Raw genomic sequence first — 15,861 nt, forward strand, 5'->3', positions numbered from 1 at the left:
CGCCCCGATCTCTTTACGTCCACCACACCTCCGTATGGTTTCGCCATGGCAACCCCTGACCTCATCCCGATCGCCTACGAGCCCCACGGCCGTACCGAGGCCATCGGTCACTACACCGGCGGCCAGTTCCTGGCGTCGGTCACCTACGCGTTCCCCGAGGGGTTCCGGCTCGACGAGGGCTGGGAGGAGCAGAAACGGCTCTACGCCGTGCTCCATCTCTTCGACGCAGAGGGCCACTACCGCGACTCGCAGATCTGGTGCGCGGGCAGCTGGGCCGAGCAGCAGCGCGAGCCGGACGGCGCCGATTCGGTGCTGGCGCGGGCCCGCGCGCACATGGCGGGCATGTTGCGCAGCCTGCCGAGGCGCACGTACAAGGACATCGCGATACGCCCCTTCCAGCTCATCGTGGACGGCGTGTTCTTCGGGCTGGTCGCGAAAGAGGACGACGACGGGGGCTGGGCCGAGCTCTACCCGGACCACCTGGGCTTCGGCGAGCCCTGGGACGGCCGGTACGACACCTGACCGCTCGTCGCCGGGCCAAGCGCTGGTAAAGTCCGCTTACTTGTCGCCCGGCCCGCACCGATCGACCGGAACGACCGCGATGGCACGCGGTCGTCCGGGGGTCCGCGCCGGGGAATCCTCAGGGGGGACTCATGCGCAGATGGGGTGTCGCCGCGTTCGTGGCCGCCTCTCTGGTCGGCGGCGTGCTGCTGCCGGCCGTCCCGGCCGGGGCCGTGCACGGCGCCGTGCCGGGTGACTTCAACGGCGACGGCTACCGTGACGCGGTCCTGCCCGCGCCGGGCGCGAACGTGTCCGGCAAGGGGGGCGCGGGCGCGGTCGTCGTGCTGTACGGCGCCGCCTCGGGGCTGTCGACGAGCCGCCGTAAGACCATCACCCAGAACACTCCGGGTGTGCCGGGCGTCAGTGAGACCGGGGACGCCTTCGGCGCCGCCACCGCCACCGCCGACGTGAACCGGGACGGCTATGCCGACCTGGTGGTCGGCACACCGGACGAGGACGGCTCGAAGGGTACCGACTCCGGTGCGGTGACGGTGCTCTGGGGCAGCCGGAGCGGCCTGACGAGCGGCACGGACCTGCCGTCTCCGTTGTCCTCGACACACCGTTACGGCGAGGATGTCGCCGCGCTCGGCCTCGGAGCCGGCTGGCATACGCGGGTCGCGGTCAGCGCGATGGACTCGACCGTGTACTTCACCGGACCGTTCACCCGCAGCGGCACGTTCGGGTCGGCCGTGGACAACGAGGGGACCCTGTCCCCGCTGTCCGTGGCACTCGGCGACTTCGACGGCGACACGGCACCGGACCTGGCTTCCGCCACCTTCCGGGACTCCGCCCTGACCGGCGGCAACATCTACGTGAACCCGTGGCACGACAACGAGTTGCGCGGCAACGGCCTCATCGTGGCCGCCGGCGACGTCAACGGCGACGGTTTCACCGACCTCGTGGCCGGTGACCCGGATGAGCCCGAGAAGGCCGGCGTGGACGGGGCACCGGGTGGCCGGGTACTCCTCTGGTACGGCTCGGAGAAGGGCATCGCGACCGACGCCGAACCGGTCCAGATCACCCAGAACACCGCAGGCGTCCCCGGTGCGAGCGAGAAGTACGACGGTTTCGGCACGTCCGTCACCGTGGCCGACCTGAACCGGGACGGCCGGGCGGACATCGTGGTGGGGTCGCCTTTCGAGGACCTCGCCAGAAGCAGGGCCGGGCAGGTCACCGTCATCCCCGGCCTCAGCAGCGGGGCGCTCGGCACCGGCTCGTACTCCTTCTCCCAGGACACCGCGGGGGTGCCCGGAGCCTCCGAGACCGACGACTTCTTCGGTACGACGGTCTCGGTCGGGGACATCGACAAGGACGGCAGGCCGGAGCTGTTCGTCGGCGCGGCGGGCGAGAACAACTCCACCGGAGCCGTCTGGGTCTTCCCCGGTGGCTCCACCCGGCCGACTGCCACGGGCAGCCGCGTCATCACGCCGAACGCCGTCGGCCTCACGCAGCAGTGGGGCACCCTGCTGGGCGGCGACGGACTGCTCTCCGTGATCTGAACGCGCCGCGGGCGCCCGGGGTCTCCTCCGTGACTCCCGGACGACCGCGTCACGGCCGCCTCACGGATGTCAGCCGTCGTTGGTCGTGTCCGGCTCCACGCCCAGGGTCAGACGCCCGCGGACACCGCGGGCGATGTGGTGACGGTCGTAGGTGAGGTGGAGCAGGCCGCCCTCGGGCCCGTTGTCCGGGTAGATGGTGTCCTCGTCGAGGGTGGTGCGGGTGGTGGTGTTGCTCGCGTACGGCTCCACCTCGGCCGACAGCAGGACCGACCTCTCGTCGAACAAGAGCCGGCCGGTATGGCCGCTTTGTCGCCGGTCGGGTCCTGGTGGCTACCGGCCACCGTCACCCTCCAGCTCGGAGGTCAGCACGTGGCACGCACCTCTGGCAGGAGCCTGCCTCCGTGAACGCCGGAGAGAGCTGCGCAACAGGAGGCACCAGCGAAAGACTGAAACAAGGCATCGGTTTCGATCCTGGAGCGTAAAAATCGGGCTAGGCTGTCGCACTACCTGATCAATTGGACAATGTTGTCCAATGCTCATATGCGTGGGGGGCCTTTGAACAAGGCAGTGATCGTAGGCATTGACAGTTACCCGGATGCGCGGTTGTTCGGCTGCGTGAACGATGCCAAGGACATGGCCGACTGCCTGTCTCTGGAGCAGTACGACTTCGACAGCAAGTTGTTGCTGAACAGCCAGGCAACCCGCAGCAGCGTACTGAGGAATCTGCACGAACTGGCTTACGGAGAAGAGGAGGGCGGCACTCTCGTCTTCTACTTCGCCGGGCACGGGCAGGTGCTGGGCCAAGCGGGGTACCTGGTCACACACGACGCCGAGATGTTCGATCCCGGCATCTCGCTGAGTCAGCTGGCGCAGATCATGGAATCTGCCAGCCGCAACTTCGACCACGTGGTCACCATTCTCGACTGCTGCCATTCGGGTTCGGCGTACAGCTGGTCGAACAGCAGACCGCTGCAGGCGGGGGACATCGAGCGCGAGGTCCCTACGGTGAACGAGAGCCGCTGCATCCTCGCGGCCTGCCGACCGGAGGAGACGGCGGCCGAGCGGCGCGGACACGGCATCTTCACCGATGCCCTGACAAGCGCGATGCTCGGAGACGCGGTGAACTGGAACGGTGACGTCACGCTGCTCGGTGTCTTCGAGTACGTCAGCGCCGCACTCTCGTCAGAACTACAGACACCTGTCTTCAAAGGCGACATCGCGGGCACGGTGGTCCTCGGCTCAGGCTTCCCGAAGCGTGAGGGACCGCCCATTGACAAGAGCGAGCTGGCTCAGAACCTGGCCAAGGCACACCACTTCGTCGACCAGTATCACTACCTCCAGCTCACCGAACTCTCCGAGCGCAACATCAGGCTGCAGCAGGGTTCCAAGAGGTGCTCCATCGAACTGGAACCTGTCGTGCACTGGTTCGAAGAGACCGAAAAGGCTCTCCCAGACCTGAAGCGTCAGGAGGACTGGACGAACCTGTGCGCCCGGGTGCGGGAATTCAGGAAGAACCTCGCCGACATCAGCGTCGGCGAGCTGACCCGCTTCGGCCGAGTCATCCGGCACCTCGGCCACGGCGGGTACGGTCATGTATGGGAGCTGGAGGACGAAAGCGGAGCACGCTACGCCATGAAGATCTTTCATGGCAACGAACTGGATGACGAGGTAAAGGTCAGGCGTTTCGCGAACGGCTACAACAACATGCGGAAGCTGGAGCATCCGTACATCGTGCGCGTTCATGAAATGCTCGCCGCGCCCTACGGGTTCCTCATGGATTCCATCGCAGGCGAGAATCTGAGAAAGGCGTACATCGACCGCAACGACCCGGAATCCGTGCTCCAGTTGATGATCGACATCTGTGAGACCGTTCAACACGCGCACTCACAACAGGTCAGGCACCGAGACATAAAGCCCGAGAACATCATCGCCGCCTACGGCGACCATGGACGCCTGGTTCCCTACCTCACCGACTTCGATCTGGCCTACCACGAGACGAATCGGACGGTCACGACGAACATCGGCGTGGGTGGCGTCATCAACTACGCTGCGCCTGAGCAACTGTTCGAGCCCAACGCAAGGACAGCGCGGAGTGAGACGGTAGATGTCTTCAGCCTCGCTCAACTGATGTTCTTCATCATCACAGGACGGGACCCCAGCGGTGAGAATTTCACCAAGAACGTCGAGATCCTGACCCACGACCTCGGCAGCTGGGTGGACGACCGGGCCGCCAAGACGCTCATCGACCTGTACCGGTGCTCCACCTCGAAGCAGCCGAGCGTTCGGCCCCAGTCTGTGGTGGATTTCGTGAGCGATCTCCGCCACGCGGAGTCCATCATCCAGATCGCCAGCGGTACAGACAAGATCCTCGAGGCGGACTTCTGCCGCCGAGTCGGCCAGCTGTACGCGGGACTGAACAACTACTCCGCCACCGAAGGTGAGTGCCGGATGAACAGCCGGTCCGGCCAGGTGGAGATCGTCGTTCGGTTCAAAAACGTCAACAGCAGGGGGGAAGCGTCGCTGGAGCTGGAATGCTCCGTCACCGACAAGCTCCCAGTGCCATCGCTGAAGTCTGGACGTTCCGCTCGTGAGTCCATCAACATCCGGCTGGACAAGGTCGTCGCCAAGCTCCCCGGAGTCAGACGGCACGCCGGCAATAAGGGTGCCTACCAGGTGTTCCTCTCCGTAGACGGCGTCACGTTGGACGTGGCCGGCGTGGCCTGGGTGGCGGACGTCATCGCGAAGTCGGTGGCAGGCATCGAGCAGTGGTGATCTGACAAGCCTCCGGCGCTCCGAAAACCTAGGGTCTTCGGAGCGCCGGGCTACTTCTGCGACCAGATCTACTTCGGCTGCGGCTTCCGGATGGAGAGGTGCAGCTCGCGCAGGCGGGTCTCCTCCAGCTCGGTCGGTGCGCCCATCATCAGGTCCTGGGCGTTGCCGTTGAGCGGGAAGGCGATGGTCTCGCGGATGTTGGGCTCGTCGGCGAGGAGCATCACGATGCGGTCCACGCCCGGGGCGATGCCACCGTGCGGCGGGGCGCCGAAGCGCAGCGCGCGCAGCATGCCGGCGAACTCACGCTCGACGGTCTCCTCGTCGTAGCCCGCGATGCCGAACGCCTTGAGCATGATGTCCGGCTCGTGGTTCCGGATCGCGCCGGAGGACAGCTCGACGCCGTTGCAGACGATGTCGTACTGCCAGGCCAGGACGTCCAGCGGGTCCTGGGTCTCCAGGGCCTCCATGCCGCCCTGGGGCATCGAGAACGGGTTGTGGGAGAAGTCGATCCGGCCGGTCTCCTCGTCCTTCTCGAACATCGGGAAGTCGACGATCCAGCAGAACCGGAAGACGTTCTCCTCGAAGTGCCCGGCACGCTTGGCGGCCTCGACCCGCACCGCGCCCATGATCTTGGAGACCTCGTCGAACTCGCCCGCGCCGAAGAAGACGGCGTGCCCGGCGGCCAGCTGGAGCCGCTTGGTCAGCTCGGCGACGTTCTCCTCGGTGAGGAACTTGGCGATCGGGCCGGACAGCGTGCCGTCCTCGGCGACGCGAACCCAGGCCAGGCCCTTGGCGCCCTGGGAGACGGCGTAGTCACCGAGCTGGTCGAAGAACTTGCGGGGCTGGTCCTGGACCGCCGGCACCGGCAGCGCGCGGACGTGCTTGCCGGCGAAGGCCTTGAACTCCGAGCCCTCGAAGATGTCGGTGATGTCGACCAGTTCCAGCTGGGCGCGCAGGTCCGGCTTGTCGGAGCCGTACTTCAGCATCGACTCGCGGAACGGGATCCGCGGGAACGGCGAAGTGACCTCGTGGCCGCCGCCGAACTCCGTGAACAGCTCGGTCATCAGCTGCTCGATCGGGCGGAAGACGTCCTCCTGCTCGACGAAGCTCATCTCGACGTCGAGCTGGTAGAACTCGCCCGGCGAGCGGTCGGCGCGGGCGTCCTCGTCGCGGAAGCAGGGTGCGATCTGGAAGTAGCGGTCGAAGCCGGAGATCATCAGCAGCTGCTTGAACTGCTGCGGGGCCTGCGGCAGCGCGTAGAACTTGCCCGGGTTCAGGCGGGAGGGCACCACGAAGTCACGGGCGCCCTCGGGGGAGGTCGCGGTGAGGATCGGGGTGGCCATCTCGTTGAAGCCGAGGGCGACCATCTTGTGGCGGATGGCCGAGATCACGGCCGTACGCAGCATGATGTTGCGGTGCATGCGCTCGCGGCGCAGGTCCAGGAAGCGGTACTCGAGGCGCCGCTCCTCGTTGACCCCGTCCTCGGCGTTGATCGTGAACGGCAGCGGGGCGGCCGCGCCCAGCAGCTCGACCTCGCCGACCTCGACCTCGACCTCGCCGGTGGGCAGGTCGGCGTTGATGTTCTCGGCGCCGCGGGAGACGACCTTGCCGTCGACCCGGACCGTCGATTCCTTGCTGAGCTTGTCCAGGGCCTCGTAGGCGGGGGTACCCGGACGGGCCACCAACTGGGTGATGCCGTAGTGATCGCGCAGATCGATGAAGAGGATGCCGCCCAGGTCGCGCCGATTGTGCAGCCAGCCACTCAGTCGGACGTCGGTGCCGACGTCAGAGGAGCGGAGCTCGCCGCAGGTGTGGGACCTGTACCGATGCATCGTGGTTCATCCAGCCTTCGCGGATCGGGGTGTGGTGTCAGCCTGGTGTTTCACGTGAAACACCACCCAGCGTACCGGGCCCCTCAGGGCCGACTCTCCCCATTACCCGGTAGCTGATCGGTAGCTTTTTTCGATCTCATCTTCCTAAAGTGGGGCAATGCGAACTGGCGAGCCCCTGCCCGCCGTGGAGGACGTGCTCGCCGCCCTCGCGACCGGGCTGTGGCACTGGGACACGGCCACCGGGCTGGTCACCGCGGACGCGGAGGCGGCACGGCTCATCGGGCTGCCGGCCGAACCGTCCGTCCTCTCGGAGGCCCTGGTCAGGTCCCGCTTCCACCCCGTGGACTGGAACGAGAACACCAGCATCACCCGGCTTGCCGCCACCGAGGGCACGCTCGGCGAGGTGCGACTGCGCGTCATGGACGAGCGGGGCCGGCTGATCCGTACCGTCCGCAGTCGTTTCCGGCCGGTGTACGACGCCAAGGAGCGCGTGTACCGGGTGACGGGCACCATCCAGGAGGTCTCCGAGCCGTCCCCCGGCTCCGCCGCCCAGCATCCGGTCACCGGCGACTGGCGGCGCTCCCGCGAGGCGTTCCTGCTGGACGCGGGACGCGCACTGGCCGAGGCACGGTCCACCGAGGAGGTGCTGCGGGTCGCCGGGGGGCTGTCGATGCCCGGGTTCTCCCCGGACGGGCTGGCCGTCTTCGGAGCCAAGGGCGACCGGCTGTCGATCATCGGCCACCACGGCCAGACCATCGACGAGGACAGCCCCTTCAGCAGCATGCCGATGGACACCGACTACCCGGCGGCGGAGGTGGTGCGGACCGGCCGGGCGGTGTATCTGTCCTCCCCGGAGCAGTACAAGTCGCGCTACCCGGTGACCTGGCCGCTGGCCGAGCGCTTCCACCGCCGGTCCTGGGCGTTCCTGCCGCTGACGGTGGCCGGGCGGACCATGGGCGCCTGGATGGCCGGCTTCGCCTACCCGGTGTCGTTCACTCCTGACGAGCGCTCCGTGCTCACCACGGTGGCCCGGATGCTGGCGCAGGCCCTGTCCCGGGCCGGGATCGCCGACTCGGAGCGGGAACTGACGGACGGGCTCCAGCGCTCCATGCTGCCGACCCTCGGTCCCGAGATACCCGGCATGGACGTGGCCGCCCGCTACATACCCACCGGCGGCGGACTCCAGGTGGGCGGCGACTGGTACGACATGATCCCGCTGCCCTCCGGCCGGTTCGCCCTGGTCATCGGAGACGTCCAGGGCCATGACGTACGGGCCGCCGGTCTGATGGGCCAGCTCCGGATCGCGCTGCGCGCCTACGCCTCCGAGGGCCACCGCCCCGACGCGGTCCTCTCCCGGGCCTCCCGGTTCCTGCACGGGATCACCTACGACGAGGAGATCACCGACACCCGTTTCGCGACCTGTCTGTACGTCGAGGCGGATCCGGCGACCGGGGCGCTGGAGATCGCCCGCGCGGGGCATCTCGACCCGTCGATCCGGATGGCCGAAGGCACGGTGCTGCGGCGCCCGACGGCGGGCGGGCTGCCGCTCGGCATCGACCCCGACGCGGACTATCCGACCACCCGGTTCACCCTGGAACCCGGCGAGATCATGATGCTCTGCACCGACGGGCTGATCGAGACCGGCGGGCATGACATGGAGAGCGGCTGGCAGCGGGTCCGGGCGATCATGGAGGACCACGACAGCGACCTGGAGAAGATGGCCGACGCCCTGGTCCAGGCGGTGCACGGCCCTTCGTCCCACCACACCACCGGGCCGCTGGCCGACCGCCGCGAGGACGACATCGCGGTCCTGCTGTTCTCCCGGCCGGTCGCCGGGCGGGGCGACGGGTCGCTGGCGGTACGGCCCCGGGTCCGCCGCACCCTGATGTCGGTGGGCCAGGACGAGCCCGAACGGATCGCGGAGGCCCGTCAGCACCTGCGCGAGCTGCTGTACGACTGGAGCTCGCCCGACCAGGTCGACTCGGCGGTGCTGCTGGTCTCCGAGATGCTCACGAACGTTCTGGTGCACACCGACGCGGACGCCCTGCTGCTCGCCCAGGTGGACGGACAGGCACCGGAGCGCCGGCTGCGGGTCGAGGTCACCGACGCGGGCGACGACCTCCCGCACAAGCGCAGCCCCGGTGAACTGGCCTCCTCCGGCCGCGGCCTGGTCCTGATCGAGCTGCTGGCCGAGGCCTGGGGCGTCGACCCGCGCGGCGAGGGCAAGAGCATCTGGTTCGAGCTCTACGAGGGCTGCGGGTCCTGACCGGTGGCGTAACGGCCGCGGAGCTCGTGCACGACGCCGAAGGCGGCCGCGGTGAGCGGTACGGCGAGCAGCATGCCCAGGATCCCGGCGACGGATGCCCCCGCGGTGATCGTCAGCATCACCGCCGCCGGGTGCATCTGCACGGTCCGGCTCTGGATCGCCGGCTGCAGCACGTGCCCCTCCAGCACCTGCACGGCGAGTACGACACCGAGCGTCCACAGCGCGATGACGAAGCCCCGGTCGGCGAGGGCGACCAGGACGGCGACGGCACCGGAGATGAACGCGCCGAGGTAGGGGATGTAGGCGAAGACGAAGACGAGCGCGCCGAGCCCGACCGCGCCCGGGATCCGGAGGATCAGCAGGCCGACGGTGATGCACACGGCGTCGATCAGCGCGATGAGGGTCGTGCCGCGCATGAAGCCCTCGACGCCCTCGAAGGCCCTGCGGGCCATGGCCTCCAGCAGATCGGCGCTGTCGCCGGGTGCCACCGCCCGGAGGGAGCCGACGAAGAGGTGCGAGTCCCGCAGGAAGAAGAAGACGAGCAGCAGCGCGAGCACGGCCACCGCGACGGACTCGGCGACCACGCTCACCCCGCTGATGACGTTGGACGCGGCCGTCCCGCCGAACTTGGCGAGCAGTTCCTTGGCGTTGCCGGTGATGTCGTCGAGCGAGGTGCCCGCGGCGCCGAAGTGCCGTGCGAGCGACCTGGCGGCGTTCTTGAGGGACGAGGCGATCTGCCCGCCGGTGTCGACGAGTGCGGTGACGACGATGTAGACGGCCCCGCCGACGACGGCGACGACGGCGACGCAGGTGAGACCGGCGGCCAGGGAGCGCTGGACACCGACCGTGACGAGGCGCCGGTACAGGGGACCGAGCAGGGCGGTGCCGAGGAGGGCGAGCAGCACGGGGGTCACCGCGGTGCGCAGCTCCGAACAGAGCTGGACGCCGACCCAGCCGACGCCGGCGGCCAGCAGCAGGACGGCACACCAGGCGGCGAACCGGCGCACGGGCTCGGGCAACAGGGACACGCGTCCAGCGGATCACGCGAGGCCACCGCATGCCCTGCCGTACACCCCCTGCCGGGTGACCCGGTCCCCGGTCCCTGTCCCCACTCCACCCCGACGCGTCCCGCCAGGTCGAGACGGCGGAAGGCCCGACGCGGGTGGGCGTCGGGCCTTCCGGTGCGGCGGTGGGTTACGCCTGCGGGCCGGTCTCGGTCATCCCGTGGACCGCCGGGACCGTGCCCAGCCGGCCCTTCTGGAAGTCCTCGAAGGCCTGCATCAGCTCGTCCTTGGTGTTCATGACGAACGGGCCGTAGTGCGCCATGGGCTCCCGGATCGGCTGACCGCCGAGCAGGACGACCTCCAGGTCCGGGGTGTGCGAGTCCTGCTTCTCGTCCGCGCGGACGGTCAGCGAACCGCCGGCCCCGAAGACCGCGGTCTGGCCCAGGTGGATCGGACGGCGCTCGGCACCGACCGAGCCCCGCCCGGCCAGCACGTAGGCCAGGCCGTTGAAGTCCTCGCGCCACGGCAGCGTCACCTCGGCACCCGGCGCCACCGTCGCGTGGATCATGGTGATCGGGGTGTGCGTGATGCCGGGGCCCGCGTGGCCGTCGAGCTCGCCTGCGATGACCCGCAGCAGCGCGCCGCCGTCGGGGGTGGTCAGCAGCTGGACGTTGCCGCCGCGGATGTCCTGGTAGCGCGGGGCCATCATCTTGTCCTTGGCCGGGAGGTTCACCCACAGCTGCAGGCCGTGGAAGAGGCCGCCGGACATGACCAGGGACTCCGGCGGCGCCTCGATGTGGAGCAGGCCGGAACCGGCCGTCATCCACTGGGTGTCGCCGTTGGTGATGGTGCCTCCGCCGCCGTTGCTGTCCTGGTGGTCGAAGATGCCGTCGATGATGTAGGTGACGGTCTCGAAACCGCGGTGCGGGTGCCACGGCGTGCCCTTGGGCTCGCCCGGCGCGTACTCCACCTCGCCCATCTGGTCCATCATGATGAACGGGTCGAGGTGGCGGTAGTTGATCCCCGCGAACGCCCGGCGTACCGGGAAGCCCTCGCCCTCGAAACCGCTCGGCGCGGTCGTGACGGTGAGCACGGGACGGGCCACGGCGTCGGCCGGTGCGGCCACGCGGGGAAGGGTCAGCGGGTTCTCGACGGTCACTGCAGGCATGTTGGCTCCTCCTTGTACGCCCACTTTAGTTGAGCGTTGAACTTTCTGCCACCCCTAACGGAGAGAGCCCGGAGGGAATTCCCTCCGGGCCCGTTCACCGTCGATCAGTGGACCGGATCGCCTGCCGGTGGATCAGTTGCTGAAGTAGAGGTACTTCCAGGCACCGTACGTAGTCGAGTTCACCGTGTCGCCGGACGTGCCGTTGACGTACACCGATCGCATCCGCGCCCGGATGCCGGACTCGCCGGCGGCGTCGAACTGGACGGACGACTTGCCGCTCGTGCCGAGCCGGAAGTACTCGGAGTCGCCCGAGTACCACTTGCCCTGGTAGTAGATCTCCAGGTCCAGGCGGTGCGACCGGCCCGGGTAGTAGGTCATGGTCGTGTTGAACACCGGGCCGGTGTTCTTGTGGAACCAGTAGTACGACGTCGAGCCGATCTTCGCCGTCTTGTAGTACTTGGAGAAGGACGTGGAGATCCTGACCCGCGCGTAGGCCGTGGCCTTCACGGTCTTCGGGGCGTAGCGGGCGTCGCCGTCGAAGACCGCGGAGACCGATGTGTCCCGGGTCATGTCCACCCACGCGGCGATGTTGCCGTGCGAGTCGACCTTGCCGGTCTTGATCAGCTTCTTGCCCTTGTCGCCGCCGAAGGGGTCCGCGTAGATCTTGACCGAGCGGTTCTTGTACGACGTCCCCAGGTGGGCGGTGAACTTCACGTCGGTGCCGTAGTCGTACAGCTTGCCGTTGTTGTTCAGGCTCAGGCTCGTCGACGCCCGGGAGACCGCGACCTTGTCGGAGGCGGAGACCGCGGTGTGCGCGGCGTCACCGGCGTAGCTCACCTTGTAGGTGACCGTGCCGCCGGCCGGCGGGGTGTCGGAGAAGGAGTACGTGCCGTCGGCCCTGACCGCGACGGAGGGCAGCGCCTTGCCGCTGGGGCTCTCGACGTCGGTGCGGGTGACGGCGAGCCTGGTGCCGGCCGCCAACGGGACCGTGGCCGAGATCTTGCCGGTGGCCGTGAGCTTCTTGGCGCGGGTCGCCGAGATGGGGGCGTTGACCGTGAGCGTCGGCACGTTGAGCGTCGGCTGGGTCAGGACCTTGAGCGTGGAGGTGCTGCCGCTGGGGACCAGGGCGAAGATCCGCGAGGAGTCCGGAGCCCAGCGCACGGTGCTGCCGGGCCAGTCGGCGGACGAGCCGACGGCGTAGGTGCGCAGCGGCTTGGTGGCGTTCGGCCGGTAGACCGCGACCTTGCCCGCGCCGGCCTGGGCGACCAGCCCGTCCGCCGCTACGTCGGCGCTCCACCCGGTGGGGTAGGCGCCGGCCTTGCCGAACCTGCCGTCCGCCCACCCGTCCCGGTCGGTGCCGTTGACCAGCACCTGGTCGGCGCCCGGGACGAGGTCGATGTCCCGGATGCCGTCGTTCAGGGTGTAGTCGCCGTCGTACCAGCCGGTGACCTTGGCGGCGCCCTCCGAGACGTCGAGGACCGCCATGGAGTCGGTGGAGATGCCGGTCTCACCGACGGCCAGCAGGCCCGGCCGGGTCGGGTCGGTGTCCAGCAGCGCCTGACCCCAGATGCCGCTCGAGGTGCCCTCGGTCGGGAACTGCGCCATGGCCACCGGGTCGGTCCCGCTCGCCGGGTCCACCGCCGGGTCGACGGAGCCGATGTCACCGTCCCACTGGTCGCCGTAGGAGAACCACGCCTTGCCGCCGGCGAAGGCCAGGTGGCGGGGGCCGGTGTCGGTCGGGATGGCGTACGTCGCCTTCACGTCCAGCGTCGCCGCGTCGAGGGCGAGGATCTGGTGGGTGTTGGGCAGGGCCGCGTAGAGGGTGGTGCCGTCGTCCGACAGGGCCAGGTCGCTGACGCTGCCCAAGCCCGTGTGCGAGTCGACGACACCGCCGCTGTAGTCGGTGCCCAGGATCCGGCCGTTCCCGGCGTCGCCGACGAACACCCGCTGGAGCGGGCCGTCCACGACGAGACCGCCGGCGCCGGTGACGGTGGCGGTCGCCGCCGAGGCGGTCCCCGCCGCCACGACGCTCAGGGCCGCCGAACTGAAGAGGACCGCGAGCGAGGTCGCGACCGAAGTGCTGCGCATGCGCACAGTGATGAAACCCCCAGTGCATACCCGGGTTCGCCGGGTGGATGAGAGCGCCGCGCGGCGCCCGTGCGTGACCGCTGATCAGCGGTTGCGCGCGGGGCGCGGCTGCCGGGGGCAGCCTATGGCATGGCTGTGACAATGGGGGAGCGGGTTTTTCCGGCGCGCGGACGGCCCGGCCCTCAGCCGTACATGCGCCGCATCGCGAAGTCCACCATCTGCTCGACCGCCTTCGCGTCGAAGACCATCCGGTGTTCGCCCTCCATGTCGAGGACGAAGCCGTAGCCGGTCGGCAGCAGGTCGATGACCTCCGAGCCTGTGATCACGAAGTACTTGGACTCCTTGCCCGCGTACCTGCGCAGCTCCTTCAGCGAGGTGAACATCGGGATCACCGGCTGCTGGGTGTTGTGCAGCGCGAGGAACCCGGGGTTGTCGCCGCGCGGGCAGTACACCTTGGAGGTGGCGAAGACCTGCTGGAAGTCCTCGGCGGTCACCTGACCGGTGGTGAAGGCACGGACCGCGTCCGCGAGGGACGGCGGGGACGGCTCGGGATAGAGCGGCGCCTGCTGGCCGTAGCCGCCGAGTCCGCCCGGCATCTGCTGCTGCGGCTGGGCGTACTGCTGCTGCGCGGCCCCACCGTCCATGGGCTGGCCGTATCCATACATGCGCGCAAGCCTACCGAGACACGCGGCCGCCGCGAGAAGGTAGACCCTTCTCACACTTCGACCGGTGGGGGTTGCGTCTTATTACCGACGGGTAGCATCATCGGAGCCACTCGTTGGTATGTGAAAGCTTGCGCGGGGATTCAGTGCCTCGCCGATCCGGATACGGAGCCGTCACCATGGGGCACTACAAGTCCAACCTCCGCGACATCGAGTTCAACCTCTTCGAAGTGCTCGGTCGCGACAAGCTGTACGGCACCGGCCCGTTCGGCGAGATGGACACCGACACCGCCAAGAGCGTCCTGGAGGAGCTGACCCGGCTCGCCGAGAACGAGCTGGCCGAGTCCTTCACCGACGCCGACCGCAACCCGCCGGTCTTCGACCCGGAGACCAACACCGCGCCGGTCCCGGCCTCGTTCAAGAAGAGCTACAAGGCCTTCATGGACTCCGAGTACTGGCGGCTCGGCCTGCCCGAGGAGATCGGCGGCACCACCGCTCCCCCGTCTCTCATCTGGTCGTACGCGGAGCTGGTCCTCGGCGCGAACCCGGCCGTGTGGATGTACTCCTCCGGCCCGGCGTTCGCCCGCATCCTCTTCGAGGAGGGCACCGAGGAGCAGAAGAAGTGGGCGCAGATCGCCGTCGACCGCACCTGGGGTTCGACCATGGTGCTCACCGAGCCCGACGCGGGCTCGGACGTCGGCGCCGGCCGCACCAAGGCGGTCCAGCAGGCGGACGGCTCCTGGCACATCGAGGGCGTGAAGCGCTTCATCACCTCCGGTGAGCACGACATGGAGGAGAACATCCTCCACTACGTGCTGGCGCGTCCCGAGGGCGCCGGCCCGGGCACCAAGGGCCTCTCCCTCTTCCTCGTCCCGAAGTACCTGTTCGACTTCGAGACCGGCGAGCTGGGCGAGCGCAACGGCGTCTACGCCACCAACGTCGAGCACAAGATGGGCCTCAAGGCCTCCAACACCTGCGAGATGACCTTCGGCGACCGCCACCCGGCCAAGGGCTGGCTGATCGGCGACAAGCACGAGGGCATCCGCCAGATGTTCCGGATCATCGAGTTCGCCCGCATGATGGTCGGCACGAAGGCGATCTCCACGCTCTCCACCGGCTACCTCAACGCCCTCGAGTACGCCAAGGAGCGCGTCCAGGGTCCGGACCTCGCGAACTTCATGGACAAGTCCGCGCCCAAGGTCACCGTCACCCACCACCCCGACGTCCGCCGCTCGCTGATGACGCAGAAGGCGTACGCCGAGGGCATGCGCGCCCTCGTCCTCTACACCGCCTCGGTCCAGGACGCGATCATGGTCAAGGAGGCGAACGGCGAGGACCCGGCGGCCGAGCACGCGCTCAACGACCTGCTCCTGCCGATCGTCAAGGGCTACGGCTCCGAGAAGGGCTACGAGCAGCTCGCCCAGTCGCTGCAGACCTTCGGCGGCTCCGGCTTCCTGCAGGAGTACCCGATCGAGCAGTACATCCGGGACGCCAAGATCGACACCCTCTACGAGGGCACCACCGCCATCCAGGGCCAGGACTTCTTCTTCCGGAAGATCGTCCGCAACCAGGGCGCGGCGCTGAACTCCCTCGCCGAGGACATCAAGAAGTTCCTGGCGCTCGCCACCGGCGGCGAGCGGCTGGCCGGCGCCCGCGAGCACCTCGCCAAGGCGGCCGTGGAGCTGGAGGCGATCGTCGGCCTGATGCTGACCGACCTCGCGGCCACCGAGCAGGACGTCAAGAACATCTACAAGGTGGGTCTGAACACCACCCGCCTGCTGCTCGCCTCCGGCGACGTGATCGTCGGCTACCTGCTGCTCAAGGGCGCCGCGGTCGCCGCCGAGAAGCTGGAGACGGCGTCCGCCAAGGACGTCCCCTTCTACACCGGCAAGATCGCGGCGGCGAAGTTCTTCGCGGCCAACGTGCTGCCGGGCGTCACCCTCGCCCGCAAGGTCGCGGCCGACGTCGACCTCGACCTGATGGAGCTGGACGAGGCCGCCTTCTAGATC

General features: G+C 68.6%; 11 protein-coding genes. 5 read left to right on the forward strand and 6 right to left on the reverse strand.

Annotation, left to right across the window (positions count from 1 at the left end):
* Nucleotides 1-45: 45 nt before the first annotated feature.
* Together ACFY3I_RS23105 and ACFY3I_RS23110 are read left to right on the forward strand one after the other, a co-directional pair.
* Nucleotides 46-522, forward strand: a complete 477-nt coding sequence (locus ACFY3I_RS23105) for a hypothetical protein (protein ID WP_390862340.1) — start codon at nt 46-48, stop codon at nt 520-522.
* 131 nt (nt 523-653) lie between these two features.
* Nucleotides 654-2,060, forward strand: a complete 1,407-nt coding sequence (locus ACFY3I_RS23110) for an FG-GAP-like repeat-containing protein (RefSeq protein ID WP_390862342.1) — start codon at nt 654-656, stop codon at nt 2,058-2,060.
* 69 nt (nt 2,061-2,129) lie between these two features.
* On the opposite strand, the gene ACFY3I_RS23115 is transcribed toward ACFY3I_RS23110, so the two are convergent.
* Complete coding sequence (locus ACFY3I_RS23115; protein ID WP_390862344.1) at nt 2,130-2,345, reverse strand: hypothetical protein; 216 nt, start codon at nt 2,343-2,345, stop codon at nt 2,130-2,132.
* A 270-nt stretch (nt 2,346-2,615) separates the two neighbouring features.
* Here ACFY3I_RS23115 and ACFY3I_RS23120 point away from each other — a divergent pair, with 270 nt between their 5' ends.
* Nucleotides 2,616-4,832 carry a caspase family protein gene (locus tag ACFY3I_RS23120; RefSeq protein ID WP_390862346.1) on the forward strand — a complete coding sequence of 739 codons (2,217 nt, stop codon included), beginning with the start codon at nt 2,616-2,618 and terminating at the stop codon, nt 4,830-4,832.
* A gap of 68 nt (nt 4,833-4,900) precedes the next feature.
* Here ACFY3I_RS23120 and aspS read toward each other — a convergent pair whose 3' ends face one another.
* Nucleotides 4,901-6,664: an aspartate--tRNA ligase gene (gene aspS, locus ACFY3I_RS23125; protein WP_390862348.1), complete on the reverse strand. Its 1,764-nt coding sequence runs from the start codon at nt 6,662-6,664 to the stop codon at nt 4,901-4,903.
* A gap of 157 nt (nt 6,665-6,821) precedes the next feature.
* Between aspS and ACFY3I_RS23130 the strand changes: the two genes are divergently transcribed.
* On the forward strand, nt 6,822-8,930 hold the full coding sequence (locus ACFY3I_RS23130) for a SpoIIE family protein phosphatase (RefSeq protein WP_365292879.1): 2,109 nt from the start codon (nt 6,822-6,824) through the stop codon (nt 8,928-8,930).
* Here the strand turns inward: ACFY3I_RS23130 and ACFY3I_RS23135 are convergent.
* From ACFY3I_RS23135 to ACFY3I_RS23150, 4 genes are all read right to left on the reverse strand, one after another.
* Complete coding sequence (locus tag ACFY3I_RS23135) at nt 8,909-9,958, reverse strand: AI-2E family transporter (protein WP_390862350.1); 1,050 nt, start codon at nt 9,956-9,958, stop codon at nt 8,909-8,911. The two genes, ACFY3I_RS23130 and ACFY3I_RS23135, sit on opposite strands and share 22 nt — an antisense overlap.
* Before the next feature lie 166 nt (nt 9,959-10,124).
* Nucleotides 10,125-11,102, reverse strand: coding sequence for a pirin family protein (locus ACFY3I_RS23140; RefSeq protein ID WP_365292875.1), 978 nt, complete (start codon nt 11,100-11,102; stop codon nt 10,125-10,127).
* Nucleotides 11,103-11,234: 132 nt separating this feature from the next.
* Nucleotides 11,235-13,190 (reverse strand): YncE family protein, encoded by a 1,956-nt coding sequence (locus ACFY3I_RS23145; RefSeq protein WP_390862352.1) that lies wholly within the window; start codon nt 13,188-13,190, stop codon nt 11,235-11,237.
* A gap of 182 nt (nt 13,191-13,372) precedes the next feature.
* Nucleotides 13,373-13,855 carry an SseB family protein gene (locus ACFY3I_RS23150; RefSeq protein WP_365292871.1) on the reverse strand — a complete coding sequence of 161 codons (483 nt, stop codon included), beginning with the start codon at nt 13,853-13,855 and terminating at the stop codon, nt 13,373-13,375.
* A gap of 176 nt (nt 13,856-14,031) precedes the next feature.
* On the opposite strand from ACFY3I_RS23150, the gene ACFY3I_RS23155 reads away from it, so the two are divergent.
* The gene (locus tag ACFY3I_RS23155) at nt 14,032-15,858 is read left to right on the forward strand and encodes an acyl-CoA dehydrogenase (protein ID WP_365292869.1); all 1,827 of its coding nucleotides are present in this window, start codon (nt 14,032-14,034) and stop codon (nt 15,856-15,858) included.
* Nucleotides 15,859-15,861 lie beyond the last annotated feature (3 nt).

Source organism: Streptomyces sp. NPDC001068 (assembly GCF_042897315.1).
In the GTDB taxonomy this organism is placed as follows: Bacteria; Actinomycetota; Actinomycetes; order Streptomycetales; family Streptomycetaceae; genus Streptomyces.

Bases quoted from the DNA above. Each gene is read 5' to 3' on its own strand.
- ACFY3I_RS23155 (WP_365292869.1), top strand. From the start codon at position 14,032: ATGGGGCACTACAAGTCCAACCTCCGCGACATCGAGTTCAACCTCTTC.
- ACFY3I_RS23105 (WP_390862340.1), top strand. From the start codon at position 46: ATGGCAACCCCTGACCTCATCCCGATCGCCTACGAGCCCCACGGCCGT.
- aspS (WP_390862348.1), bottom strand. From the start codon at position 6,664: ATGCATCGGTACAGGTCCCACACCTGCGGCGAGCTCCGCTCCTCTGAC.
- ACFY3I_RS23110 (WP_390862342.1), top strand. From the start codon at position 654: ATGCGCAGATGGGGTGTCGCCGCGTTCGTGGCCGCCTCTCTGGTCGGC.
- ACFY3I_RS23130 (WP_365292879.1), top strand. From the start codon at position 6,822: ATGCGAACTGGCGAGCCCCTGCCCGCCGTGGAGGACGTGCTCGCCGCC.
- ACFY3I_RS23145 (WP_390862352.1), bottom strand. From the start codon at position 13,190: ATGCGCAGCACTTCGGTCGCGACCTCGCTCGCGGTCCTCTTCAGTTCG.
- ACFY3I_RS23140 (WP_365292875.1), bottom strand. From the start codon at position 11,102: ATGCCTGCAGTGACCGTCGAGAACCCGCTGACCCTTCCCCGCGTGGCC.
- ACFY3I_RS23150 (WP_365292871.1), bottom strand. From the start codon at position 13,855: ATGTATGGATACGGCCAGCCCATGGACGGTGGGGCCGCGCAGCAGCAG.